At 68.7% G+C, this 24,857-nt stretch carries 22 protein-coding genes; 13 read left to right on the plus strand and 9 right to left on the minus strand.

Annotated elements, in window-relative coordinates; all coding sequences use genetic code 11:
• Positions 1–85 precede the first annotated feature (85 nt).
• From ACZ7DY_RS23250 to trxA, 5 genes are all read left to right on the plus strand, one after another.
• On the plus strand, positions 86–1,804 hold the full coding sequence (locus tag ACZ7DY_RS23250; RefSeq protein WP_471138023.1) for a protein kinase family protein: 1,719 nt from the start codon (positions 86–88) through the stop codon (positions 1,802–1,804).
• 40 nt (positions 1,805–1,844) lie between these two features.
• Positions 1,845–2,579, plus strand: a complete 735-nt coding sequence (sigM, locus tag ACZ7DY_RS23255; RefSeq protein ID WP_471138025.1) for an RNA polymerase sigma factor SigM — start codon at positions 1,845–1,847, stop codon at positions 2,577–2,579.
• Positions 2,576–3,532 (plus strand): anti-sigma factor family protein, encoded by a 957-nt coding sequence (locus ACZ7DY_RS23260; protein WP_471138027.1) that lies wholly within the window; start codon positions 2,576–2,578, stop codon positions 3,530–3,532. The genes sigM and ACZ7DY_RS23260 overlap by 4 nt, the downstream gene beginning before the upstream one ends.
• A gap of 211 nt (positions 3,533–3,743) precedes the next feature.
• Positions 3,744–4,721 (plus strand): thioredoxin-disulfide reductase, encoded by a 978-nt coding sequence (trxB, locus tag ACZ7DY_RS23265; protein WP_471138029.1) that lies wholly within the window; start codon positions 3,744–3,746, stop codon positions 4,719–4,721.
• 45 nt (positions 4,722–4,766) lie between these two features.
• Positions 4,767–5,099 (plus strand): thioredoxin, encoded by a 333-nt coding sequence (gene trxA / locus ACZ7DY_RS23270; RefSeq protein WP_471138031.1) that lies wholly within the window; start codon positions 4,767–4,769, stop codon positions 5,097–5,099.
• A gap of 122 nt (positions 5,100–5,221) precedes the next feature.
• Here the strand turns inward: trxA and ACZ7DY_RS23275 are convergent, their stop codons facing one another.
• The 3 genes from ACZ7DY_RS23275 to ACZ7DY_RS23285 form a co-directional block, all read right to left on the minus strand.
• Positions 5,222–5,839: a GNAT family N-acetyltransferase gene (locus ACZ7DY_RS23275; RefSeq protein WP_471138033.1), complete on the minus strand. Its 618-nt coding sequence runs from the start codon at positions 5,837–5,839 to the stop codon at positions 5,222–5,224.
• A 307-nt stretch (positions 5,840–6,146) separates the two neighbouring features.
• Positions 6,147–7,277 carry a ParB/RepB/Spo0J family partition protein gene (locus ACZ7DY_RS23280; RefSeq protein WP_471138035.1) on the minus strand — a complete coding sequence of 377 codons (1,131 nt, stop codon included), beginning with the start codon at positions 7,275–7,277 and terminating at the stop codon, positions 6,147–6,149.
• Positions 7,274–8,350 carry a ParA family protein gene (locus ACZ7DY_RS23285; protein WP_471138036.1) on the minus strand — a complete coding sequence of 359 codons (1,077 nt, stop codon included), beginning with the start codon at positions 8,348–8,350 and terminating at the stop codon, positions 7,274–7,276. Before ACZ7DY_RS23285 ends, ACZ7DY_RS23280 begins: the two co-directional genes overlap by 4 nt.
• Positions 8,351–8,782: 432 nt before the next feature.
• Between ACZ7DY_RS23285 and ACZ7DY_RS23290 the strand changes: the two genes are divergently transcribed.
• Positions 8,783–9,133, plus strand: coding sequence for a hypothetical protein (locus tag ACZ7DY_RS23290; RefSeq protein WP_471138038.1), 351 nt, complete (start codon positions 8,783–8,785; stop codon positions 9,131–9,133).
• 88 nt (positions 9,134–9,221) lie between these two features.
• Here the strand turns inward: ACZ7DY_RS23290 and rsmG are convergent, their stop codons facing one another.
• The 6 genes from rsmG to rpmH all read right to left on the minus strand — a co-directional run bounded on the left by rsmG (position 9,222) and on the right by rpmH (position 12,777).
• On the minus strand, positions 9,222–9,938 hold the full coding sequence (gene rsmG / locus ACZ7DY_RS23295; RefSeq protein ID WP_471138040.1) for a 16S rRNA (guanine(527)-N(7))-methyltransferase RsmG: 717 nt from the start codon (positions 9,936–9,938) through the stop codon (positions 9,222–9,224).
• A 99-nt stretch (positions 9,939–10,037) separates the two neighbouring features.
• Complete coding sequence (locus tag ACZ7DY_RS23300; RefSeq protein WP_471138042.1) at positions 10,038–10,553, minus strand: Jag family protein; 516 nt, start codon at positions 10,551–10,553, stop codon at positions 10,038–10,040.
• A 14-nt stretch (positions 10,554–10,567) separates the two neighbouring features.
• On the minus strand, positions 10,568–11,890 hold the full coding sequence (yidC, locus tag ACZ7DY_RS23305) for a membrane protein insertase YidC (RefSeq protein WP_471138044.1): 1,323 nt from the start codon (positions 11,888–11,890) through the stop codon (positions 10,568–10,570).
• A gap of 3 nt (positions 11,891–11,893) precedes the next feature.
• Positions 11,894–12,250 carry a membrane protein insertion efficiency factor YidD gene (gene yidD / locus ACZ7DY_RS23310; protein ID WP_362375417.1) on the minus strand — a complete coding sequence of 119 codons (357 nt, stop codon included), beginning with the start codon at positions 12,248–12,250 and terminating at the stop codon, positions 11,894–11,896.
• A complete protein-coding gene (rnpA, locus tag ACZ7DY_RS23315; protein ID WP_471138046.1) occupies positions 12,247–12,618 on the minus strand; it encodes a ribonuclease P protein component in 372 nt (123 codons plus the stop codon). The genes yidD and rnpA overlap by 4 nt, the downstream gene beginning before the upstream one ends.
• 21 nt (positions 12,619–12,639) lie before the next feature.
• Entirely contained in the window at positions 12,640–12,777 is a 138-nt protein-coding gene (gene rpmH / locus ACZ7DY_RS23320) for a 50S ribosomal protein L34 (RefSeq protein WP_006381191.1), read from the minus strand.
• Positions 12,778–13,144: 367 nt separating this feature from the next.
• On the opposite strand from rpmH, the gene dnaA reads away from it, so the two are divergent.
• The 7 genes from dnaA (at position 13,145) to gyrA (ending at position 24,840) form a co-directional block, all read left to right on the plus strand.
• A complete protein-coding gene (gene dnaA, locus ACZ7DY_RS23325) occupies positions 13,145–15,037 on the plus strand; it encodes a chromosomal replication initiator protein DnaA (protein WP_471138048.1) in 1,893 nt (630 codons plus the stop codon).
• Positions 15,038–15,980: 943 nt separating this feature from the next.
• Entirely contained in the window at positions 15,981–17,111 is a 1,131-nt protein-coding gene (dnaN, locus tag ACZ7DY_RS23330; protein ID WP_125513955.1) for a DNA polymerase III subunit beta, read from the plus strand.
• Between the two features lie 89 nt (positions 17,112–17,200).
• Positions 17,201–18,085 (plus strand): phosphogluconate dehydrogenase (NAD(+)-dependent, decarboxylating), encoded by an 885-nt coding sequence (gene gnd / locus ACZ7DY_RS23335; RefSeq protein WP_471138051.1) that lies wholly within the window; start codon positions 17,201–17,203, stop codon positions 18,083–18,085.
• Between the two features lie 82 nt (positions 18,086–18,167).
• A complete protein-coding gene (gene recF, locus ACZ7DY_RS23340; RefSeq protein WP_471138053.1) occupies positions 18,168–19,289 on the plus strand; it encodes a DNA replication/repair protein RecF in 1,122 nt (373 codons plus the stop codon).
• Entirely contained in the window at positions 19,286–19,849 is a 564-nt protein-coding gene (locus ACZ7DY_RS23345) for a DciA family protein (protein WP_471138054.1), read from the plus strand. Before recF ends, ACZ7DY_RS23345 begins: the two co-directional genes overlap by 4 nt.
• A gap of 275 nt (positions 19,850–20,124) precedes the next feature.
• Positions 20,125–22,194 carry a DNA topoisomerase (ATP-hydrolyzing) subunit B gene (gene gyrB / locus ACZ7DY_RS23350; protein ID WP_471138055.1) on the plus strand — a complete coding sequence of 690 codons (2,070 nt, stop codon included), beginning with the start codon at positions 20,125–20,127 and terminating at the stop codon, positions 22,192–22,194.
• 42 nt (positions 22,195–22,236) lie between these two features.
• Positions 22,237–24,840, plus strand: coding sequence for a DNA gyrase subunit A (gene gyrA / locus ACZ7DY_RS23355; protein WP_471138056.1), 2,604 nt, complete (start codon positions 22,237–22,239; stop codon positions 24,838–24,840).
• The last annotated feature ends 17 nt before the right edge of the window (positions 24,841–24,857 follow it).

Here is a 24,857-nt window from a genome sequence, read left to right on the forward strand (position 1 = left end):
CGTGTGTCGTGCATAGCGCCAGACTGTGGGCACAATTGGCTTTGGCGTCTGACGAAGCGCAATGGATGGGGAGGCAGGAACGACGGTGGCAGAACGGAGCACGGCTGCCGTCGACGTGGCAGACACCAGCGGTGATGAACCGCTGACCGCCAAGGCGGAGCAGGCCACGGCCGACGGGGTGGCCCAGACCCGGGAGCGGGACACGGCAGCAGACGAAGACGGGGCCAAGAACGACAAGCCCACGACCCCCGGGGCCTCCTCACCCCCAGAACTGCACAGCGGCCACAAGCTCGCCAGACGCTATCGGCTCGAGGAGTGCGTCACCCGTCTGGACGGTTTCAGCAGCTGGCGCGCGGTCGACGAGAAGCTGCGCCGCGCCGTCGGCGTCCACCTGCTGCCCGCCGCCCATCCGCGGGCCCGGTCGGTCCTCGCGGCGGCCCGTTCCTCGGCACTGCTCGGCGACCCGCGCTTCGTGCAGGTCCTGGACGCGGTCGAGGAGAACGACCTCGTCTACGTGGTCCACGAGTGGCTGCCGGACGCCACGGAGCTCACCACGCTGCTCGCGGCGAACCCCCTGGAGGCGCACGACGCCTACCAGCTCGTCAGCCAGGTCTCCCAGGCCATGGCCGCCGCGCACCGCGAAGGCCTGGCGCACCTGCGGCTGACGCCGAGCGCCGTGCTGCGCACCTCCACCGGCCAGTACCGCATCCGCGGCCTCGCCGTGAACGCCGCGCTGCGCGGGATCAGCTCCGAGACCCCCCAGCGCGCCGACACCGAGGCGATCGGCGCCCTCCTGTACGCGTCGCTGACCCAGCGCTGGCCGTACGAGGAGGACGCGTACGGCCTCTCCGGGCTCCCCAAGGACGTGGGCCTCATCGCCCCGGACCAGGTGCGCGCGGGCGTCCACCGCGGCCTGTCCGAGCTCGCCATGCGCGCCCTCGTCAACGACGGCGCGACCGCCTCCCGCCAGGACCCTCCGTGCACGACGCCGGAGGAACTGGTCAAGGCCATCGGTGAGATGCCCCGCATCCGCCCCCCGGAGCCCGCCTTCACGGCGCCGCCGGAGTACCAGCGCACCACCTACCAGCAGGGCACGTACGGGCGCCCCGCGGCCCACCCCGGGGTCACGCAGCCCGTGATGGCCACCCCGCCGCCCCCGCTGCAGAGCCGTACCGGCAAGGCCCTCAAGTGGGCCGTGTCCGCGCTGCTCATCGCCGCGCTCGGTCTTGGCAGCTGGCAGCTGGCCGACGCCCTCATGGACCGGGAGAACTCCAGCGACCCCGGCACGACGCACACCAACGGCGGTGACGGCGACAAGGGCCGACCCAAGCCCGCGAAGCCGATCTCGATCAAGAAGGGTCAGGAGTTCACCCTGGATGGCCGTGCCCAGGCCCCCGGAGACGTCCCCAACACCTTCGACGACGCCCCCGCCACGCTCTGGCGCACCAAGACGTTCAAGGAGGGCCCGCCTCTTGCCCCGTACAAGCCCGGCGTAGGTATCGTCTACGACCTCGGTTCGGAACAAGACGTCTCCGAAGCGTCGATAGCCCTTCGCTACGGGGGCGACCGCACCACGGTCGCGCTGTATGCCACGGACTCGCTGGCGCCCACGGCGGACATCAGCTCCATGAAGAAGATCGGCTCCGTCACCACCTCGGACAAGACGGCGAAGATCAAGGCCAAGAAGCCCGTGAAGTCGCAGTACGTGCTCCTCTGGATGACCGAGGTCCCGAACTCCGGGCGCGACGGGTACTACCGGGCCGGATACAAGCAGGCCATCACGGACGTGCGGCTCAAGGGCTGAGGCATCGGCCCGCCACGGCTCTGGGGGAGGGGGTTCGGCGATGGACGGCACCGCGCACGGTGACCTGAGCGATCAGGACCTCCTCGCCCGCCATGTGGCCGGCGACAAGGACGCCTTCGGCGAGCTCGTGCGGCGCCACCGCGACCGGCTGTGGGCCGTGGCGCTGCGCACCCTCGGCGACCGCGAAGAGGCGGCCGACGCGGTGCAGGACGCCTTGGTCTCCGCCTACCGCGCGGCACACACCTTCCGCGGGCAGTCCGCCGTGACGACATGGTTGCACCGGATCACCGTGAACGCCTGCCTCGACAGAGCGCGTAAGGCCGCCACCCGCAAGACCTCCCCGATCGACGACAACGAACGCCTGGAACAGCTCCTGGAGCCAGAGGAATCGGCGGCCGCCCCGGTCGAGCGCGACGACCTCCACCGAGAGCTGGTGGAGGCGCTGGGCACCCTCCCGCACGACCAGCGCGCCGCACTCGTCCTGGTCGACATGCAGGGCTACCCGGTGGCCGAGGCCGCCCGCGTCCTCGACGTCCCCACGGGCACGGTCAAGAGCCGCTGCTCCCGGGGCAGAGCCAGACTGCTGCCGCTCCTCACCCATCTGCGCACGGAGCCACCTCCGGACCGGGAAACGGGCGGCAAGGAAGGCGCCGAGGAGAAGCCCGGCCCGGGAAGGAACCGGACCCAGAGGTCATCCGTCCCACCGGCAGCGAAACCACGGGACACGGGATCGACTGATTCAGCTGCTGTGAAGGGCGGAGGTGGACGAGCGTGACAACCGCGACCGACTCGGCGGAGCACCCGGACGTCGCCGAGATCTCCGACCTGACCGAGGGGCTGCTGCCCCCGGCGCGCACCAGTGACGTACGGCAGCACCTGGACGGCTGTGAACTCTGCGCCGATGTCTACGCCTCCCTGGAGGAGATCCGCGGCATGCTCGGCACCCTGCCGGGGCCGCCGCGGATGCCGGACGACATCGCGGGACGCATCGATGCCGCACTGGCGGCCGAAGCGCTGCTGGACTCGACCCTCCCGGACGACCTTCCGTCCGGGGAGAACGACCCTGCCCCTTCGGTCTCCGCCTCCCCTGCCCCCATTCCGTCGGCGACCGCACGTGTTTCACGTGAAACAACGCCCGCCCCGGTCGCTCCCGGTGGCCCCGACCGACCCGCGGGCCATTCGCGTGCGGCCACCGGTCCGGGGCGCGGCGGACGTCTGCGGAGCATTCGCCGTCGCACGGCGGTGCTCGGCGCCGTCTTCACCGCGGCCGCCCTCGGCCTCGGGACACTGTTGATCCAGACGATGGGCGACGACCCGGAGATCCGCGCGGTTCCGAAGCAGTCCGGTTCCGCGGACTCCTTCGCCGAGGGCAAGCTCGAAGGACGCGTCGCCGATCTCCTCGAGAAGAACAGCGCGAAGAAGCACCCCGGGAAATCGGAAGCCTCCACGCCGTCCTTCGACACACGCTCCAGCCCGGAGTCCCCCCAGAAGAACTCTCCGTTGCGTGCGGTCCAGGTCCCTGAGTGCATCCAGCGCGGCATCGGTGACAGGACCCCGCTCGCCGCGGAGGAGGGGTCGTACGAGGGCAAGCACGCCTACCTCGTCGTGGTGCCCCATGATTCCGACAGCACCAAGGTCTCCGCCTACGTCGTCGATGCCACCTGTGCGGGCAAGTCCTCGCCCGCCGCGGGCAAGGTCCTGGTGACGCACACCTACCCGCAGGGCTGACGTCTCCGGCTTTTTCCCGGGCCCTTTCGCACGCACTCGATGCCACTGCCTGCGGTCTTGTGGCGTAGGGCACCCACCGTCCCGTCCTGCTGCCGTGCGCTCCGACACGTCAGGGAATGCAAGCCCCGTAGGATCCGTTGGGTGGGGTGAGAGTCCTGAGACAGGCACCCCCAGCAGTACGCAGCAGTCCCCAGAGACGAGGAATCAAGCCGTGACCGACGTCCGTAACGTGATCATCATCGGCTCCGGGCCCGCCGGCTACACGGCGGCGCTCTACACCGCGCGCGCGTCGCTGAAGCCGCTGGTGTTCGAGGGCGCCGTCACCGCCGGCGGTGCGCTGATGAACACCACCGAGGTGGAGAACTTCCCCGGCTTCCAGGACGGTGTCATGGGCCCCGAGCTCATGGACAACATGCGGGCCCAGGCCGAGCGCTTCGGTGCCGAGCTCGTGCCCGACGATGTCGTCGCCGTCGACCTCAGCGGTGAGATCAAGACCGTGACGGACACCGCGGGTACGGTGCACCGCGCGAAGGCCGTCATCGTCACGACCGGCTCGCAGCACCGCAAGCTCGGCCTGCCGAACGAGGACGCCCTGTCCGGACGCGGCGTCTCCTGGTGTGCCACCTGCGACGGCTTCTTCTTCAAGGACCAGGACATCGCCGTCATCGGCGGTGGCGACACCGCGATGGAGGAGGCCACCTTCCTCTCGCGCTTCGCCAAGTCCGTGACGATCGTGCACCGTCGTGACACGCTGCGTGCCTCGAAGGCGATGCAGGACCGTGCCTTCGCCGACCCGAAGATCTCCTTCGTCTGGGACAGCGAGGTCGCCGAGATCAAGGGTGACCCGAAGCTCGAGGGTCTGACGCTGCGCAACCTGAAGACGGGGGAGACCTCCGAGCTGCCGGTGACGGGCCTCTTCATCGCGATCGGCCACGACCCGCGCACGGAGCTCTTCAAGGGTCAGCTGGAGCTGGACGACGAGGGCTACCTGAAGGTCGAAGCCCCCTCGACCCGGACGAACCTGACCGGCGTCTTCGGTGCCGGCGACGTCGTGGACCACACCTACCGCCAGGCGATCACGGCTGCCGGCACCGGTTGCTCCGCCGCCCTCGACGCCGAGCGTTACCTGGCGGCGCTGTCCGACGCCGAGGCCCCGGAGCCCGAGAAGACTCCGACCGCCGGCGTCTGATCCTTTCCCCATCTGTGCACCACCCCGAGAAATGAGGAGCCCGCAGTGGCCGGCAACCTGAAGAACGTGACGGACGCCTCCTTCGAGGAGGACGTCCTCAAGAGCGACAAGCCCGTACTGGTGGACTTCTGGGCCGCCTGGTGCGGTCCGTGCCGTCAGATCGCCCCCTCCCTCGAGGCGATCGCGGCCGAGCACGGCGACAAGATCGAGATCGTCAAGCTCAACATCGACGAGAACCCCGGCACGGCCGCCAAGTACGGCGTCATGTCGATCCCGACGCTCAACGTCTACCAGAACGGCGAGGTCGCCAAGACCATCGTGGGCGCCAAGCCGAAGGCCGCGATCGTCCGTGACCTCGAGGACTTCATCGCCGACTGATCGGCGACGCTCCTTCATACGAAGGACGATGTTTCACGTGAAACACGAATGGACCAGTCCCTGCGGGGGCTGGTCCTTCGTCGTTCAGCGGCAGAAAATCCTGCGCGGTCGGGACTCCCGGATCACAGCGGCCGGAGCGCGGGTTCTTTCTGTACGGCCCCCAGGAGCCGGTCGAGCGCCAGCTCGACGTCTTCCTTCCAGGAGAGCGTCGTACGCAGTTCGAGCCTCAACCGGGGATAGGTGGGGTGCGGGCGGACCGTCTTGAAGCCCACCGCCAGCAGATGGTCGGCGGGCAGCAGACACGCCGGCTTCTCCCACCGCGCGTCCCCGAAGGCCTCGATCGCCTTGAACCCCCGGCGCAGCAGATCCTTCGCGACCGTCTGCACGATCACGCGCCCCAGCCCCTGCCCCTGATAGCCGGGCATGATCCAGGCCGTCATCAGCTGAACGGCATCCGGAGAGACCGGACTCGTGGGGAAGGCCGTGGAACGCGGGACGTACGCCGGAGGCGCGTAGAGCACGAAGCCCACCGGCACGTCGTCGACATAGACGACCCGGCCGCAGGACCCCCACTCCAGCAGGACGGCGGAGATCCACGCCTCCTTCTCCAGCTCCGGAGTCCCGGCCTTTACCGCGGCCTCGCCGCTGAACGGGTCCAGCTCCCAGAAGACGCACTCCCGGCACCGCTTGGGCAGATCCGGGAGGTTGTCCAAGGTGAGCGGTACGAGCCGACGCCCCATGAAGGCGGTTCCTCACTTCCATCGGCCGCTGCGCTGCGGGCTGCTGTCAGAGCTCCGTGTTCCTTGAGCAGGCTGCCGACGAATCCGCCGACCGCTCCCAGCCCGAGGCCCGCGGTCATCAGTCCGGTGCGGCTCATCGTTCGCATGGCCCCCGCCTCCCCAATGAGGTGCCGTCAGGTGGATGCGCCATACCTCACCGCATCGTATCCACGATGTGATTGCCTCGAAACCGTAAAAAAGCAAAGAGCGGGCCGTGTTCCGGTACAGACCGGACACGGCCCGCTCTCGCGGTGCCGGGCTCTGCGGCTCAGGCCCTGCTGTCCTCCGGGCCGCCCTCGGAGCCGCCCTCCGAGTCGTCCTCGGCCAGGCCGTTCTTCAGCACCGGGCCCTCTCCCGGGGCCAGCGTGCTGAGGATGCGCTCCAGGTCTTCCAGCGAGGCGAAATCGACGACGATCTTGCCCTTCTTCTGGCCCAGGTCCACCCTGACCCGGGTCTCGAACCGGTCGGAGAGCCGGGTGGCGAGACTGGTCAGCGCCGGCGAGACACGGGCTCCGGCACGCGGGCCCTTGGCCTTCGGAGCGCTCTGCGGCCGCGACCCCATGAGGGTCACGATCTCCTCGACCGCACGCACCGAGAGGCCCTCGGCCACGATCCGGTGCGCGAGCCGGTCCTGCTCCTCCGAGTCCTCGACGGAGAGCAGTGCCCGGGCATGCCCGGCGGAGAGGACTCCGGCGGCGACCCGGCGCTGCACCGCAGGCGAGAGCTTCAGCAACCGCAGCGTGTTGGAGACCTGCGGACGGGACCGGCCGATGCGGTCCGCCAGCTGGTCGTGCGTGCAGTTGAAGTCCTTGAGCAACTGGTCGTAGGCGGCGGCCTCTTCCAGCGGGTTCAGCTGGGCACGGTGCAGGTTCTCCAGCAGCGCGTCCAGGAGGAGCTTCTCGTCCTCCGTCGCCCGCACAATGGCGGGGATGCGCTCAAGCCCGGCCTCCCGGCAGGCCCGCCAGCGCCGCTCACCCATGATGAGCTCGTACCGCGCCGGGCCCAACTGCCGCACGACGACCGGCTGCAGAAGCCCGACCTCCTTGATGGAGGTCACCAGCTCGGCGAGAGCGTCCTCGTCGAACACCACACGCGGCTGCTGCGGGTTGGGCGTGATGGAGTCGAGCGGCAGCTCGGCGAAGTACGCGCCCGCCACCGTCTGGCTCTCCGGCGCCTCCGCCACGTGCTGCTGAGGCGGCTCTGCCGTTTCACGTGAAACAGGGCTCTGCGGGAGCGCCGTCACCTTCGCGGCGGCCACGCCTCGCTCCGCCGTCAGCACCGGCACCGCCGAGGGGGAGGTCGAAGCTCCCCCCGTGCTCTGCGGTGGCTGCTTCTCCGTCGGGGCTGCAGGGATCAGGGCGCCAAGGCCTCGACCCAGTCCTCTCCGTCGCTCGCTCACTGCATCCCCTCCGTCATGCTGTGCTGGTCGTTCTGAGCGCCCGCGTGGGCGTGCTGGGCGTCGTAGTGCACACCGATCCCCCGCAGCGCGATCTCTCGTGCCGCTTCGAAGTAGGAGAGGGCGCCGCTCGACCCCGGGTCGTAGGTGAGCACCGTCTGGCCGTAGCTCGGGGCTTCGGAGATACGGACCGACCGCGGGATGCTCGTCCGCAGGACCTCATCGCCGAAGTGGTTGCGCACCTCGTCCGCCACCTGAGAGGCGAGCCGGGTCCTGCCGTCGTACATGGTGAGCAGGATCGTCGACACATGCAGGTTCGGGTTGAGGTGCCCCCGGACCAGATCGACGTTGCGCAGGAGCTGTCCGAGCCCTTCCAGCGCGTAGTACTCGCACTGGATGGGGATCAGCACCTCAGCGCCGGCCACCAGGGCGTTGACCGTCAGAAGGCCCAGCGACGGCGGGCAGTCGATGAGGATGTAGTCCAACGGCTGCTCGTACGCCTGGATGGCCCGCTGCAGGCGGCTCTCCCGCGCCACCAGCGACACCAGCTCGATCTCCGCACCGGCGAGATCGATGGTGGCCGGAGCACAGAAGAGCCCCTCGACGTCGGTCACCGGCTGGACGACATCGGAGAGCGGCTTGCTCTCCACCAGGACGTCGTAGATGGACGGCACCTCGGCGTGATGGTCGATGCCGAGAGCCGTGGAGGCGTTGCCCTGCGGGTCGAGGTCGATCACCAGGACGCGGGCGCCGTGCAGCGAGAGCGAGGCGGCGAGATTGACGGTCGTCGTCGTCTTGCCCACCCCGCCCTTCTGGTTGGCGACCACCATGACGCGGGTCTGCTCGGGGCGCGGCAGGCCTTCGCCTGCGCGGCCAAGCGCTTCCACTGCCAATTGGGCAGCACGACCGATGGGTGTGTCGTCCATCGGGGTCGGTGTTTCACGTGAAACATCCTCCCCCGCCGACTCGGTACGGGGACCGGGGACCGGATCGGTCATCGGTCCCGCGATGTTGGCGTCGGACCGCAAGGATTCACTCTCCTCGACATCAGGCTCGCAATGAACAGAGCCTCCCATGCTTTCAGGGTGGTGAACCAGCGAGGCCCGGTCTTCTGTGGACGAATCCCCCTCTGTGGACAACTCCGTCCCCTTATCGAGGGAACCGAGAGGACGGCGGTCGCGAGGTTCCGCAGCGCGGCCGCGGCTGATGATGCCATGCAGCAGTGAGCGACGTTTCACGTGAAACACGATGCCAAGAGTCGGCCCCTTTTGTCGGCAACACTCCGATTAGAGGCATTTGCGTAATCAGAACAAGCAGGAAAGGAGGCAAGTGCTTCGCCTCCTCCACCCCCTCACACAAGGACCCCCTGTTAAGATCCACAAGCTCAACGGGGGGTGGGGGAACACCGCATCCGGGTGCAGCTGTCACGGCTGGCCCCGGATCTGCTGTCATGGCCCAAGCGCCACACCCTCCTGTCGGTACAGAGAACGACCACAGGGGAACAGTTCATGAAGTCGAAGAACGTAGGCCGTCTCGCCGCCATCGCGCTGGGTGTGGGCATGCTGTCCACCGTCGCCTCGCCGGCCTTCGCCGACCAGGACATCAAGGTGATCTGGGGCCACGGCTACCGCACCAACAGCGACCACGGCGTCGCCGCGGTCAAGGACCTCGCCGACGACGGCAACGAGGTGTACGTCCAGTACACGCGCTCGGGCCACGGCGACAAGATCTTCACCCTGTGGAACAAGAAGGGGAAGGGCCAGACCACGTACAGCGGTGACGGCGGCACCGTGACCATCAAGAAGGTCTGCCGCTCCATCTCGCTGCGCCCGGACGTCTGCTTCACGAAGTCCGCGTAACTGCTGAGGCACCAAGCGCGAGAGGCCCCCTCCTTCACCTGGAGGGGGCCTCTCGCGTTCACCCGCGGCCGTCCGACAACGGCGCCTGTCAGCGGCGTCGACGCGTGCGACCAGTGCGGGCCGCCTTCGCTCGCTTCGCCGCGAAGCGCACGCCACCGGGGCTCTCCCCGACCTCGACACGGACGACCGTGGACTGCGGGTCCACCACGCCTTCGCCGACGTGCAGCACCGAGGTGTCCACGGCACCGAGCTTGCTCAGCGCGGCGCCCGCCGCCTTGACCTCTTCTTCGGCGGTGTCTCCCTTGAGGAGCAGCATCTCCCCGTAGGGACGGAGCAGCGGGACGCCCCATGCCGCAAGGCGGTCCAGGGGTGCCACGGCGCGCGCGGTCACGACATGGACCGGCGGCAGCTTGCCGAGGACTTCCTCGGCGCGGCCCCGCACCACGGTGACGTGGTCGAGACCGAGCAGCTCGACGACCTCGGTGAGGAAGTTCGTGCGCCGCAGCAGCGGCTCCAGAAGCGTGATCTTCAGGTCAGGGCGGACGAGCGCCAGGGGGATTCCCGGCAGCCCGGCACCCGACCCGACATCGCAGACCGTGACGTTCTCGGGGACGACCTCGGAGAGCACCGCGCAGTTCAGCAGGTGCCGTTCCCACAGCCGTGGCACTTCGCGAGGACCGATCAGGCCTCGCTGCACTCCCGCATCGGCCAGCAGTTCCGCGTACCGGACCGCGTCCGGGAAGCGCTCACCGAATACTGTCCGGGCCTCTTCCGGCGCCGGGGGGAGCTCCGCTGCCTCCGTCACGGGGACCGTCCTTCCGTACCGCACTGGGGTGGCTGACTATCAGGCTGACAAAGTTCGGCCCCGCCTGCGAACAGACGGGGCCGGTGCGCGCTGCGCCGATCAGGCAGGGAGTACGACGACGAAGCGCTGCGGCTCCTCGCCCTCGGACTCGCTGCGCAGGCCGGCGGCCTTGACCGCGTCGTGCACGACCTTGCGCTCGAACGGGGTCATCGGCTGGAGCTTGGCGGGCTCGCCGGAGCTCTTCACCTCGGCCGCGGCCTTGGCACCCAGCTCCGAGAGCTCTTCGCGCTTCTTGGCGCGGTAGCCCGCGATGTCCAGCATCAGACGGCTGCGGTCGCCGGTCTCACGGTGCACGGCGAGACGCGTGAGCTCCTGGAGGGCTTCCAGGACCTCGCCGTCGCGGCCGACGAGCTTCTGCAGATCGCGGCCGCCGGCGTCGCTGATGATGGAGACAGCGGCCCGGTCGGCCTCGACGTCCATGTCGATGTCGCCGTCGAGGTCGGCGATGTCGAGCAGACCCTCGAGGTAGTCCGCCGCGATCTCCCCCTCCTGCTCGAGGCGGGTGAGAGTGTCGCCGGCCTCAGCTGCGGCGGAGGTGGTGGTGCCTTCCGTCACGGGATGGGCTCCTTCTACTTCTTGGAGGACGGGTGCTTGGGCCGCTGCTGGCCCTTGCGCTGCTGTCCCGACTTCGCTCGGCTGCGCTGACCGGTGCCGGGCTGGGTGCCCTGCTTGTTGTTGCCGCCGGCCTGCTTGGTCTTGGGGGAGGCGTCCGCGGGCTTGGCGTCGCTCTCGCCCTCGGTCTTCTCCAGCGAGGTCTTCGTCTCGCTGGAGAGATCCGCCTTGGTGGCACCGGCCGCCTGCGTGGTGGCGGCCTGGCGCTTGGACTTGCTCTGGCGCTTGGGCTGCTGCCGCTTCGGGCCGCCGGCGGGGGTGCCGTCCTCGGTCTCGGTGACCTGGGCGGTGTCGCTCTCCACCACGGTGCCGTCGGCCTGGGCCACGAGGCCTTCCTTGGTCAGAGCGTTGATGAACTTGCGCTCGAACTCGTTGCGGTCCCGGCCCTTGGCGACGATGGCCTTGATGACGTTGGTGTTGCCGCGCCCCCGCACCTTCTTGTTGTGCGCGATCTGCTTCTGCAGGCGCTCCAGGAAGGCGGCCTGGGCCTTGGAGCCGGGGGTGGGATTCCGGCGGATCACGAACATCTGCTGGCCCATGGTCCACACGTTGGTGGTCAGCCAGTAGACGAGGACACCGACGGGGAAGTTGATGCCGAAGACGGCGAACATGACCGGGAAGACGTACATCAGCATCTTCTGCTGCTGCATGAACGGCGTCTTCACCGTGGTGTCGACGTTCTTCGTCATCAGCTGGCGCTGCGTGAAGAACTGCGACGCCGACATCATCACGATCATGATCGCGGTGATCACGCGGACGTCGGTCATGGTGGCGTGCAGCGACGCGACCTTGTCGGCGCTGTCGGTGAACTTCGCGGCCAGCGGGGCACCGAAGATGTGGGCCTTACGTGCGCTCTCGAGGAGTCCCTCGTCGATGACGCCGATCGTCTTGCCGGTCGCGATGCCGTTGAGCACGTGGTACAGGGCGAAGAAGAACGGCGACTGCGCCAGGATGGGAAGGCACGAGGAGAGCGGGTTGGTACCCGACTCCTTGTACAGCTTCATCATCTCTTCGGACTGGCGCTGCTTGTCGCTCTTGTAGCGCTCCTGGATCTTCTTCATCTCGGGCTGCAGCGTCTGCATCGCCCGGGTGGCCTTGATCTGCTTCACGAAGAGCGGGATCAGGCAGATACGGATCAGGATCACCAGGGACACGATGGACAGGCCCCAGGCCCAGCCCGTGTCGGGACCGAAGATCTTCCCGTACACCGAGTGGAACTGGACGATGACCCACGAAACTGGTGTCGTGATAAAGCTGAAGAGACTGGCAATCGTGTCCACTAATCAGGCTCCTTGAGCATGGGACGGGGTCTCGGTCTCGGCGGCCGTGCCCGGGGGAAGCTCCCCGGTCGGCGCGCCTGCGGCGGAGGGCCCGCCCTTGCGTTCGCGCCAGGCGGCGCGCAGCATCTCGTGCCACCGCGGACGCTTGCGCGGCGGAACATGGTCGACACCACCGAGCGACCACGGATTGCACCGCAGGATGCGCCAGGCGGTCAGCGCCGTTCCCTTGATCGCACCGTGCCGGTCGATGGCCAGGTAGCCGTAGCGAGAACACGACGGGTAGTACTTGCACACCGGGCCCAGGAGCGGACTGATCGTCCACTGATACAGCTTGATCAGAGCCAGCAGCGGGTACTTCATCGCGCGCCCCCTCCCAGCAGCCGCTCCAGGGCGGCGTCCAGGTCTCGGGCCAGTTGTGCATGGTCGGCGTCGCCCGCTCCGGGCAGCGCTCGTACTACTACCAGGCTACCGGCGGGCACCGCGGCCAACCGGTCGCGCATCAGATGACGCAGTCTGCGCTTCACGGCGTTGCGTGTGACCGCTCCACCCACGGCCTTGCTGACGACGAAACCCGCACGTGTCGGGGGAGAGCTCTCCCCTGGCACGTGCGGGTCCGTTGCGCCGCTACGTAGATGGACGACGAGAAGCGGGCGGCCGGCCCGGCGTCCTCGGCGTACCGCGGTCGCGAAGTCTTCGCGCCGCCTCAGCCGATGCTCGGTAGGCAGCACGACGTCATGACCTGACTGAGATCAGGCGGACAGGCTGGCGCGACCCTTGCCACGACGGTTGGCGAGGATCGCGCGACCGGCGCGGGTGCGCATCCGCAGGCGGAAGCCGTGGGTCTTGGCGCGACGGCGGTTGTTCGGCTGGAAGGTGCGCTTGCTCACTCGGGGGCTCCAGAAATGATCGTGTGGTGGCGGGACATCGCCTGGCTGTCACCGTGCGCCCACGAGAAGCTCGCGAATACGCACCGAGTGCACCGCTTCACAATCACAGATCGTGATCTTTGCCCATCGGAGGCAGGCGGCAGCAGCCATCGACAACTCGACCTGGTCACGGTACGCGGGGCTACGCCATCCGGTCAAACCGACCGTCAGGGGGAGACACTGTGCACAGGCTGTGGACAACAACTTGAACCCTACCGGTCGCCCTGACTACCGTGACGGAACTCCGATTCGTTCCCTTCCTTCTCCCCATCCCGATTTCCGTCCCGAGAACCACACGTTCGTGGGACCCCGTGAGAGAGCGTGCCCTGTGGCTGACGTACCTGCCGATCTTGCCGCAGTGTGGCCACGAGTTCTGGAACATCTGCTGGGTGAGGGCCGCGGGCAGGGCGTCGAGGCGAAGGACGAGCGGTGGCTGCGCAGCTGCCAGCCCTTGGCGCTCGTCGCCGACACCGCCCTGCTGGCCGTTCCGAACGAATTCGCCAAGGGCGTACTGGAGGGCCGTCTCGCCCCCGTGGTGAGCGAGACCCTGAGCCGCGAGTGCGGCCGCCCGATCCGCATCGCCATCACCGTCGACGACTCCGTCGGCGAACCCGCGGGCCCGCCGGCCCCGCCCCTGCAGCAGCAGTCCCACCAGCAACAACACCAGCAGCAGTCCCACCAGCAGCGTTACGAAGAGCCCGAGCTGCCGCCCGGCTCCGGCCAGGGACACGACGCGTACGAGAACTACGGACGCCGTTCCACGGACGAGCACCAGGGCGGCTCACGGTCCGACCAGATGCCGACGGCGCGCCCCGCCTACCCGGAGTACCAGCGCCCGGCCCCCGGCGCCTGGCCGCAGCAGCAGCCCCCGCCGCAGGACGACTACGGCTGGCAGCAGCCCCGCCTCGGTTTCCCCGAGCGCGACCCGTACGCGAACCCCGTCCAGCAGCCGCAGCACGACTACCGCTCGCAGCCGCCGCAGGAGCGCTCGCCCTACGAGCAGCAGCGCCCCGAGCCGCAGGACCGGCGCGAGCGCCACGACATGTCCGAGCCGCCCGGCGGCCACCGGGGCGCGACCCACGGCGGCCACGGCGTGCACCGGGGCGGGCCGGTCGGCCCCACCTCCTCCAGCGGCGCCCCCGGCCCGCTGGCCGCCCAGCCGGCGCCAGCGACGGGGCCGGGTGAGCCCACCGCGCGCCTCAACCCGAAGTACCTCTTCGACACCTTCGTCATCGGCGCGTCGAACCGGTTCGCGCACGCGGCCGCGGTCGCCGTCGCCGAGGCGCCCGCGAAGGCGTACAACCCCCTCTTCATCTACGGGGAGTCGGGACTCGGCAAGACGCATCTGCTGCACGCGATCGGGCACTACGCCCGCAGCCTCTACCCCGGCACGCGCGTGCGGTACGTGAGCTCGGAGGAGTTCACCAACGAGTTCATCAACTCCATCCGCGACGGCAAGGGCGACAGCTTCCGCAAGCGCTACCGCGAGATGGACATCCTGCTCGTCGACGACATCCAGTTCCTCGCGGACAAGGAGTCGACGCAGGAGGAGTTCTTCCACACCTTCAACACGCTCCACAACGCGAACAAGCAGATCGTGCTCTCCAGTGACCGGCCGCCCAAGCAGCTGGTCACCCTGGAGGACCGGCTGCGCAACCGCTTCGAGTGGGGACTGATCACCGACGTCCAGCCGCCCGAGCTGGAGACGCGTATCGCCATCCTTCGCAAGAAGGCGGTGCAGGAGCAGCTGAACGCCCCGCCGGAGGTCCTCGAGTTCATCGCGTCGCGCATCTCGCGGAACATCCGTGAGCTGGAGGGCGCGCTGATCCGGGTCACCGCTTTCGCGTCGCTCAACCGCCAGCCGGTGGACCTGGGGCTCACCGAGATCGTCCTCAAGGACCTGATCCCGGGCGGTGAGGACGCGGCTCCGGAGATCACCGCGACGGCCATCATGGCGGCGACCGCCGACTACTTCGGGCTGACGGTGGACGACCTGTGCGGATCCTCGCGCAGCCGCGTCCTGGTGACGGCGCGCCAGATCGCCATGTATCTGTGCCGGGAGCTGACCGACCTCTCCTTGCCGAAGATCGGCGCGCAGTTCGGCGGCCGCGACCACACGACCGTCATGCACGCGGACCGCAAGATCCGCGCGCTGATGGCGGAGCGGCGCTCGATCTACAACCAGGTCACCGAGCTCACCAACCGCATCAAGAACGGCTGACGATCGCCGCGACACGTCGCCGAGGGCGTCCCAGGGCAACTCCTGGGGCGCCCTTTTTCGTTGCCCACGCGCGCGTGGAGGCCGTTTCGGGGGTCTCCGGACCGGCTTCGGAGCCCTCGCACCCGCACAGAGATGTCGTACGCCCGGCCCCGACTGTTCGATTTCCGCTGCTCAGAGGCGTGTTCTCCACAGATCTGCGGACTTTCTGCCTTCCACACCCTGGGGACCGGGAAGTTGTCCAGACGCTGTCCACAGGGGACCCTGCTGAGGGATCATCAGGCCAGGTCAACAGGTTGTGGATTGGTGGACGACGACTCTCCACAGGCTGTGGAGGAAAAACTCGTCCACAGGCTGTGCATGAAGTTGTCCACCGGCGGCCCACAGGCTGGGCGTCGTTGTCCCCAGCTTTCCCCAGCTTCTCCACACGGCTGTCCACTGTTCGGCAACGCAACGCGCCCTCTCACCGGGTCGAGTGAAAGGCGTCACACCAAGGTGGTCGGTTGGCCTGTGGGGAAGCTGGGTAAAACTGGGGACAGCGCTGGGGAGAAGTCGCCCCTCCCTGTGCATCGGGTGTGCAGAACTTTTCCCCGTCCACAGAAACCCCCGGTTGTCCACGGGCGCCGCCCACAGGCGCAGTGGATAAAAAACCGGTGCTGACCTGCGCATTCACGGTTATCCACGGTTTCCACAGGCCCTACTACTACTCCCAACTAGAGAGTCCGGGGAATTCGTTTCGAAGTGGGGCCTGTGCACAACTCGCGCTCCGGACCTCCGCCGCCCCTCGTCACGACTTGACCCCGACGGGCACCGACTGTCAGCGCCGTGCGTCAGACTGGTCCCCGGTGTCCTTCCCACGGCATGGCTGAGAGGCACCGAGTCAGACGACGAGGGCCACAGGCCCAGCGGGCGAGAGCAGCCAGCAACAGCAGGAGGGCGGCTTACGGTGAAGATCCGGGTTGAACGCGACGTACTCGCGGAGGCGGTGGCCTGGGCGGCGCGCAGCCTCCCGGCCCGGCCGCCTGCGCCCGTCCTCGCGGGCCTGCTGCTGAAGGCCGAGGAAGGCGCGCTGAGCCTGTCGAGCTTCGACTACGAGGTCTCGGCACGCGTCTCGGTGGACGCGGAGGTCGACGAAGAGGGCACGGTCCTGGTGTCGGGCCGGCTGCTGGCGGACATCTGCCGCGCGCTCCCCAACCGCCCGGTGGAGATTTCCACAGACGGTGTACGGGCGACGGTGGTCTGCGGCTCCTCGCGATTCACACTCCACACGCTTCCTGTGGAGGAGTACCCCGCGCTGCCGCAGATGCCCACCGCCACGGGCACCGTCCCCGGTGAGGTCTTCGCCTCGGCCGCCGCCCAGGTGGCCATCGCCGCGGGCCGCGACGACACGCTGCCGGTGCTGACCGGTGTGCGCATCGAGATCGAGGGCGACACGGTCACCCTGGCCTCCACCGACCGCTACCGCTTCGCGGTCCGCGAGTTCCTGTGGAAGCCGGAGAACCCCGAGGCGTCCGCGGTGGCCCTGGTGCCCGCCAAGACGCTCCTGGACACCGCCAAGGCGCTCACGAGCGGCGACACGGTCACCCTGGCGCTGTCCGGCTCCGGTGCCGGTGAGGGCCTGATCGGTTTCGAGGGCGCCGGACGGCGTACGACCACGCGTCTCCTCGAGGGCGACCTGCCGAAGTACCGCACGCTGTTCCCGACCGAGTTCAACTCGGTGGCCGTGATCGAGACCGCCCCCTTCGTGGAGGCCGTCAAGCGCGTCGCCCTGGTGGCCGAGCGGAACACCCCGGTGCGGCTCAGCTTCGAGCAGGGCGTGCTGATCCTGGAGGCCGGCTCCAGCGACGACGCACAGGCTGTGGAAAGGGTCGACGCCCAGCTCGACGGCGACGACATCTCGATCGCCTTCAACCCGACGTTCCTGCTGGACGGCCTCTCCGCGATCGACTCGCCGGTCGCCCAGCTGTCGTTCACGACGTCGACGAAGCCCGCGCTGCTGAGCGGCCGGCCGGCCGTCGACGCCGAGGCGGACGACGCCTACAAGTACCTGATCATGCCTGTACGTCTGAGCGGCTGAGCCCACAGGTGTGAGCGTGCGTCCGGGCGTAGGCTCGGACGCAGGTACGAAAGTGCCGTAACGCCACCTCGCTAGTGAAGGAACCTCTGATGGAGCTCGGTCTCGTCGGCCTCGGCAAGATGGGCGGCAACATGCGCGAGCGCATCCGCCGCGCAGGTCACACCGTCATCGGATACGACCGCAATCCGGACGTAGCGGATGTCGCCAGCCTCGAAGAGCTGGTCGGCAAGCTCAAGGGCCCGCGGGTGGTGTGGGTGATGGTCCCGGCCGGGGCCGCGACCCAGTCCACCATCGACGAGCTGTCCGAGCTGCTGCAGCCGGGCGACGTCGTCGTCGACGGCGGCAACTCCCGCTGGACGGACGACGAGAAGCACGCCGAGGAGCTGCGGGCCAAGGGCATCGGCTTCGTCGACTGCGGCGTCTCCGGCGGCGTCTGGGGCCTGAAGAACGGCTACGCGCTGATGTACGGCGGCGACGCCGAGGACATCGCGAAGGTCCAGCCGATCTTCGACGCCCTCAAGCCCGAGGGGGACTTCGGCTCCGTCCACGCGGGCAAGGTCGGCGCCGGCCACTTCTCGAAGATGGTCCACAACGGCATCGAGTACGCGATGATGCAGGCCTACGCCGAGGGCTGGGAGCTCCTGGAGAAGGTCGACTCGGTCACGGACGTCCGTGAGGTCTTCCGCTCCTGGCAGGAGGGCACGGTCATCCGTTCCTGGCTGCTCGACCTCGCGGTCAACGCCCTGGACGACGACGAGCACCTGGAGAAGCTGCGCGGCTTCGCGCAGGACTCCGGAGAGGGCCGCTGGACGGTCGAGGCCGCCATCGACAACGCGGTGCCGCTCCCGGCGATCACCGCCTCGCTCTTCGCGCGGTTCGCCTCGCGCCAGGACGACTCGCCGCAGATGAAGATGATCGCCGCGCTGCGCAACCAGTTCGGCGGCCACGCGGTGGAGTCCAAGAGCGAGAACTGATCCACAGCCTGTGGGGAACACCAGCCGTTTCCCACAGGCCTCTGAAGCAAGTGAAGTAGGCCGGGGGAGGTCGGCGCACACCATGCACGTCACGCATCTCTCGCTGGCCGACTTCCGGTCGTACGCCCGGGTCGAGGTCCCTCTCGACCCGGGCGTCACCGCGTTCGTGGGCCCGAACGGCCAGGGCAAGACCAACCTCGTCGAGGCCGTCGGCTATCTCGCCACCCTCGGCAGCCACCGGGTCTCCTCGGACGCCCCGCTGGTGCGCATGGGCGCCGAGCGCGCCGTCATCAGGGCGGCGGTCCGCCAGGGCGAGCGCCAGCAGCTGATCGAGCTCGAACTCAACCCGGGCAAGGCCAACCGCGCCCGCATCAACAGGTCCTCGCAGGTCAGGCCGCGCGACGTGCTGGGGATCGTCCGTACGGTGCTCTTCGCGCCCGAGGACCTCGCGCTGATCAAGGGCGACCCCGGCGAGCGGCGGCGCTTCCTCGACGAGCTGATCACCGCCCGCTCCCCGCGCATGGCGGGGGTCCGCTCCGACTACGACCGGGTCCTCAAGCAGCGCAACACCCTCCTGAAGTCGGCCGCCCTCGCCCGCCGCCACGGCGGCCGCACCATGGACCTGTCCACCCTCGACGTCTGGGACCAGCACCTCGCGCGCGTGGGCGCCGAGCTGCTCGCCCAGCGGCTCGACCTGATCGCGGCGCTGCAGCCGCTGGCCGACAAGGCGTACGAGCAGCTGGCGCCCGGCGGCGGGCCGGTCCTCCTGGAGTACAAGCCCTCCGCGCCCGGCGACGGGCACACGCGCGAGGCGCTCTACGAGCAGCTGACGGCCGCCCTGGAAGAGGCGCGCAAACAGGAGATCGAGCGGGGTGTCACCCTGGTCGGCCCGCACCGCGACGACCTCGTGCTCAAGCTCGGCCAGCTCCCCGCCAAGGGGTACGCGAGCCACGGCGAGTCCTGGTCGTACGCGCTGGCGCTGCGCCTGGCCTCGTACGACCTGCTGAGGGCCGAGGGCAATGAGCCGGTGCTCGTCCTCGACGACGTCTTCGCGGAGCTGGACGCCCGCCGCAGGGAGCGGCTCGCGGAGCTGGTGGCCCCCGGCGAGCAGGTGCTTGTCACCGCCGCGGTGGAGGACGACGTCCCGGGCGCGCTCAGCGGCGCGCGGTACGCGGTGTCGGACGGCGCGGTGGAGCGCGTATGACCGCCCAGAAGCCTTCGGAGGGTGCTGGCGGGGACGGCTCCGCGGGCCCCGCGAAGACGCCCGAGCCCTCCGGCGTCGACCTCGCCAGGGTCGCCCTGCGCGCCGCCAAGGAACAGGCACGCGCGCGTGGCGACGCCGCGCAGCAGAAGAAGCAGGCCCGCCGGGGCGGACTGCGGTCCGGCGCGCGCGCCGACGGCCGCGATCCGCTGCCCCTCGGTTCGGCGATCAACCGTCTGATCACCGAGCGCGGCTGGGAGACGCCGGCCGCGGTCGGCGGCGTGATGGGGCGCTGGCCGCAGATCGTCGGCGACGACCTGGCCAACCACTGCGTCCCGCAGAAGTACGACGAGGACGAGCGCGTCCTGACCGTGCAGTGCGACTCGACGGCGTGGGCCACCCAGCTGCGCCTGATGGCTCCGCAGCTGGTCGCACGCCTCAACGAGGACCTGGGCCACGGCACCGTACGCCTCATCAAGGTGCTCGGTCCCGGGGGCCCCGCCCGCCGCTTCGGACCCCTGCGCGCCCCCGGCAGCACGGGCCCCGGGGACACCTACGGCTGAGGCTGTCGGCGACGGTAGCTGGCGGTTGACATCCCGAAGCGCTGAGTGCCGCTGTGAGCCTTCTGGAGCCCTGGGCCGCATATGGGGAGTCGGCCGATGCCGGTTCAGGGCGGCACATGAGGACTCAGGTACCGGCAAACCCCCATCACTGTCAGCGCTACCGGTAGACTGGAAGCTAATCCCGCCCCACTTGTGGGACGCACCGAGCAACGCTGACTAGGGCTTACCGAACAAACACGCCGCAGCCGCTCCGGCCACCGCCGGGAGCTTGGGTTGTGCTGTGCCAGAAAGGGCGCTTCGTGGCCGATTCCGGCAACCCCAACGAGACCACCCCGTCCACCGCCGCCGGCGTCAACGGCGAGGCCCCGCCCTCGTACGACGCCAGCGCGATCACCGTCCTCGAGGGTCTGGACGCGGTCCGCAAGCGGCCCGGCATGTACATCGGCTCGACCGGTGAGCGCGGCCTGCACCACCTCGTGCAAGAGGTCGTCGACAACTCCGTCGACGAGGCGCTGGCCGGTCACGCGGACACCATCGACGTGACGATCCTCGCCGACGGCGGCGTACGCGTGATCGACAACGGCCGCGGCATCCCGGTGGGCATCCACCCCGTCGAGAAGAAGCCGGCCGTCGAGGTCGTGCTGACCGTGCTGCACGCGGGCGGCAAGTTCGGCGGCGGCGGTTACGCCGTCTCCGGTGGTCTGCACGGCGTCGGCGTCTCCGTGGTGAACGCCCTGTCCACGAGGCTCGCCGTGGAGATCAGGACCGACGGGTACCGCTGGACGCAGGAGTACAAGAGGGGCGCCCCGACCGCCCCCCTGGAGCGGCACGAGGCCACCGACGAGACCGGCACGTCGGTCACGTTCTGGGCCGACGGCGACATCTTCGAGACCACCGAGTACTCCTTCGAGACGCTGGCCCGGCGCTTCCAGGAGATGGCCTTCCTCAACAAGGGCCTGACGATCAAGCTGACCGACGAGCGCGAGTCGGCCAAGGCGACGGCGAACGCCGACTCCCCCGAGGCGACCGACGACGAGGTCTCCGAGGGCCGCACGGTCACGTACCACTACGAAGGCGGCATCGTCGACTTCGTGAAGTACCTCAACTCCCGCAAGGGCGAGGTCATCCACCCGACCGTCATCGACGTCGAGGCCGAGGACAAGGACCGTCTCCTCTCGGCCGAGATCGCCATGCAGTGGAACTCGCAGTACACCGAGGGCGTGTACTCCTTCGCGAACACCATCCACACGCATGAGGGCGGTACGCACGAGGAGGGCTTCAGGGCCGCGCTGACGGGCCTGGTCAACCGGTACGCGCGCGAGAAGAAGCTGCTGCGCGAGAAGGACGACAACCTCACGGGCGAGGACATCCGCGAGGGTCTGACGGCGATCATCTCGGTGAAGCTCGGCGAACCCCAGTTCGAGGGCCAGACGAAGACCAAGCTGGGCAACACGGAGGCCAAGACCTTCGTGCAGAAGGTCGTCCACGAGCACCTCACCGACTGGTTCGACCGGAACCCGAACGAGGCGGCGGACATCGTCCGCAAGGGCATCCAGGCCGCCACCGCGCGCGTGGCCGCGCGCAAGGCGCGCGACCTGACCCGCCGCAAGGGCCTCCTGGAGACGGCGTCCCTGCCCGGCAAGCTCTCCGACTGCCAGTCGAGCGACCCGACGAAGTGCGAGATCTTCATCGTCGAGGGTGACTCCGCCGGTGGTTCGGCGAAGTCCGGCCGCAACCCGATGTACCAGGCGATCCTGCCCATCCGAGGCAAGATCCTGAACGTCGAGAAGGCCCGGGTCGACAAGATCCTGCAGAACCAGGAGGTCCAGGCCCTCATCTCGGCCTTCGGCACGGGTGTGCACGAGGACTTCGACATCGAGAAGCTCCGCTATCACAAGATCATCCTGATGGCGGACGCCGACGTCGACGGTCAGCACATCAACACGCTGCTCCTGACCTTCCTGTTCCGCTTCATGCGGCCGCTCGTCGAGTCCGGCCACGTGTACCTCTCGCGCCCGCCGCTCTACAAGATCAAGTGGAGCCGGGACGACTTCCAGTACGCGTACTCGGACCGTGAGCGCGACGCCCTGATCGAGCTCGGCCGCCAGTCCGGCAAGCGCGTCAGGGACGACTCGGTCCAGCGCTTCAAGGGTCTCGGTGAGATGAACGCCGAGGAGCTGCGCGTGACGACGATGGACCAGGACCACCGCGTTCTCGGCCAGGTGACCCTGGACGACGCGGCGCAGGCCGACGACCTCTTCTCGGTGCTGATGGGCGAGGACGTCGAGGCGCGGCGCTCGTTCATCCAGCGCAATGCCAAGGACGTCCGCTTCCTCGACATCTGAGTCGGCCGCACAAGCCGCACCTCGAAAGGACTTTGACCAGCAATGGCCGACGAGAACACCCCTGTGATGCCCGAAGAGGAGCCCGCCGTTCCCGGTGTGGGCCTGCGTGTCGAGCCCGTCGGGCTCGAGACGGAGATGCAGCGCTCGTACCTCGACTACGCGATGTCCGTCATCGTGTCCCGCGCGCTGCCCGACGTACGGGACGGTCTGAAGCCCGTCCACCGCCGCGTCCTGTACGCGATGTACGACGGCGGCTACCGCCCCGAGAAGGGCTTCTACAAGTGCGCCCGCGTCGTCGGCGACGTCATGGGCACGTACCACCCGCACGGCGACTCCTCCATCTACGACGCCCTGGTGCGCCTCGCCCAGCCGTGGTCGATGCGGATGCCGCTCGTGGACTCCAACGGCAACTTCGGCTCCCCGGGCAACGACCCGGCGGCCGCCATGCGGTACACCGAGTGCAAGATGGCGCCGCTGGCCATGGAGATGGTCCGTGACATCGACGAGGAGACCGTCGACTTCACGGACAACTACGACGGCCGCAATCAGGAGCCCACGGTCCTGCCGGCGCGCTTCCCGAACCTGCTGATCAACGGCTCGGCGGGCATCGCGGTCGGCATGGCCACCAACATCCCGCCGCACAACCTCCGCGAGGTCGCGGCGGGCGCGCAGTGGGCCCTGGAGCACCCCGACGCCTCCCACGAGGAGCTGCTCGACGCCCTCATCGAGCGCATCAAGGGCCCCGACTTCCCGACCGGCGCCCTCGTGGTGGGCCGCAAGGGCATCGAGGAGGCCTACCGCACGGGCCGCGGCTCCATCACGATGCGCGCCGTCGTCGCGGTCGAGGAGATCCAGAACCGCCAGTGCCTGGTGGTCACCGAGCTCCCGTACCAGACCAACCCCGACAATCTCGCGCAGAAGATCGCCGACCTGGTCAAGGACGGCAAGGTCGGCGGCATCGCCGACGTCCGCGACGAGTCCTCCTCGCGCACCGGCCAGCGCCTGGTCATCGTCCTGAAGCGGGACGCGGTTGCCAAGGTCGTCCTGAACAACCTCTACAAGCACACCGACCTGCAGTCGAACTTCAGCGCCAACATGCTGGCCCTGGTCGACGGCGTGCCGCGCACCCTCTCGCTGGACGCGTTCATCCGTCACTGGGTGACGCACCAGGTCGAGGTCATCGTCCGCCGTACGAAGTACCGGCTGCGCAAGGCCGAGGAGCGGGCGCACATCCTGCGCGGCCTGTTGAAGGCCCTGGACGCCATCGACGAGGTCATCGCGCTCATCCGCGGCAGCCAGACCGTCGACATCGCGCGCGAGGGCCTGATGGGCCTCCTGGCGATCGACGAGATCCAGGCCAACGCCATCCTCGAGATGCAGCTGCGCCGGCTCGCCGCCCTGGAGCGCCAGAAGATCGTCGCCGAGCACGACGAGCTCCAGGCGAAGATCAACGAGTACAACGCGATCCTGGCCTCCCCCGAGCGGCAGCGCCAGATCATCAGCGAGGAGCTCGCGGCGATCGTCGACAAGTTCGGCGAGGACCGGCGCTCCGCCCTGGTGCCCTTCGACGGCGACATGTCCATGGAGGACCTGATCGCCGAAGAGGACATCGTCGTCACCATCACGCGCGGCGGCTACATCAAGCGCACCAAGACCGAGGACTACCGCTCGCAGAAGCGCGGCGGCAAGGGCGTGCGCGGCACGAAGCTGAAGCAGGACGACATCGTCGACCACTTCTTCGTGTCGACGACCCACCACTGGCTGCTGTTCTTCACCAACAAGGGGCGTGTCTACCGCGCCAAGGCGTACGAACTGCCCGACGCCGGCCGCGACGCGCGCGGCCAGCACGTGGCCAACCTCCTCGCCTTCCAGCCGGACGAACAGATCGCCGAGATCCTCGCGATCCGCGACTACGAAGCGGTGCCCTACCTGGTGCTCGCCACCAAGGGCGGCCTCGTGAAGAAGACGCCCCTGAAGGACTACGACTCGCCCCGCTCGGGCGGTGTCATCGCCATCAACCTCCGTGAGACGGACGACGGTTCCGACGACGAGCTGATCGGCGCCGAGCTCGTCTCGGCCGAGGACGACCTGCTGCTCATCAGTAAGAAGGCCCAGTCGATCAGGTTCACCGCAACGGACGAGGCACTGCGTCCGATGGGCCGCGCCACTTCGGGCGTCAAGGGAATGAGTTTCCGCGACGGCGACGAGCTTCTCTCGATGAATGTCGTTCGTCCGGGTACGTTCGTGTTCACCGCCACCGACGGTGGGTACGCGAAGCGGACCAACGTCGACGAATACCGCGTTCAGGGTCGCGGTGGCCTGGGCATCAAGGCCGCCAAGATCGTGGAGGACCGCGGTGAGCTCGTCGGCGCCCTGGTGGTCGAGGAGACCGACGAGATCCTCGCCATCACGCTGTCCGGCGGTGTGATTCGTACGCGAGTCAACGAGGTCAGGGAGACGGGCCGTGACACCATGGGCGTCCAACTGATCAACCTGGGCAAGCGCGATGCCGTGGTCGGTATCGCTCGTAACGCCGAGGCCGGGCGCGAGGCCGAGGAAGTCGACGGAGACATCGTCGTCGACGAATCGGACGCCGCCGAGCCGGCCACCGGTACGGACGAGGGCAGCGACTCCTCGGCCGAGTAGCGCGAGGAGTGAGTCAT

It is taken from the genome of Streptomyces sp. NPDC037013 (assembly GCF_055607265.1).

Bases quoted from the DNA above. Each gene is read 5' to 3' on its own strand.
- sigM (WP_471138025.1), top strand. From the start codon at position 1,845: ATGGACGGCACCGCGCACGGTGACCTGAGCGATCAGGACCTCCTCGCC.
- ACZ7DY_RS23275 (WP_471138033.1), bottom strand. From the start codon at position 5,839: ATGGGGCGTCGGCTCGTACCGCTCACCTTGGACAACCTCCCGGATCTG.
- ACZ7DY_RS23285 (WP_471138036.1), bottom strand. From the start codon at position 8,350: ATGGGAGGCTCTGTTCATTGCGAGCCTGATGTCGAGGAGAGTGAATCC.
- ACZ7DY_RS23290 (WP_471138038.1), top strand. From the start codon at position 8,783: ATGAAGTCGAAGAACGTAGGCCGTCTCGCCGCCATCGCGCTGGGTGTG.
- yidD (WP_362375417.1), bottom strand. From the start codon at position 12,250: ATGAAGTACCCGCTGCTGGCTCTGATCAAGCTGTATCAGTGGACGATC.
- gnd (WP_471138051.1), top strand. From the start codon at position 17,201: ATGGAGCTCGGTCTCGTCGGCCTCGGCAAGATGGGCGGCAACATGCGC.
- recF (WP_471138053.1), top strand. From the start codon at position 18,168: ATGCACGTCACGCATCTCTCGCTGGCCGACTTCCGGTCGTACGCCCGG.
- ACZ7DY_RS23345 (WP_471138054.1), top strand. From the start codon at position 19,286: ATGACCGCCCAGAAGCCTTCGGAGGGTGCTGGCGGGGACGGCTCCGCG.
- gyrA (WP_471138056.1), top strand. From the start codon at position 22,237: ATGGCCGACGAGAACACCCCTGTGATGCCCGAAGAGGAGCCCGCCGTT.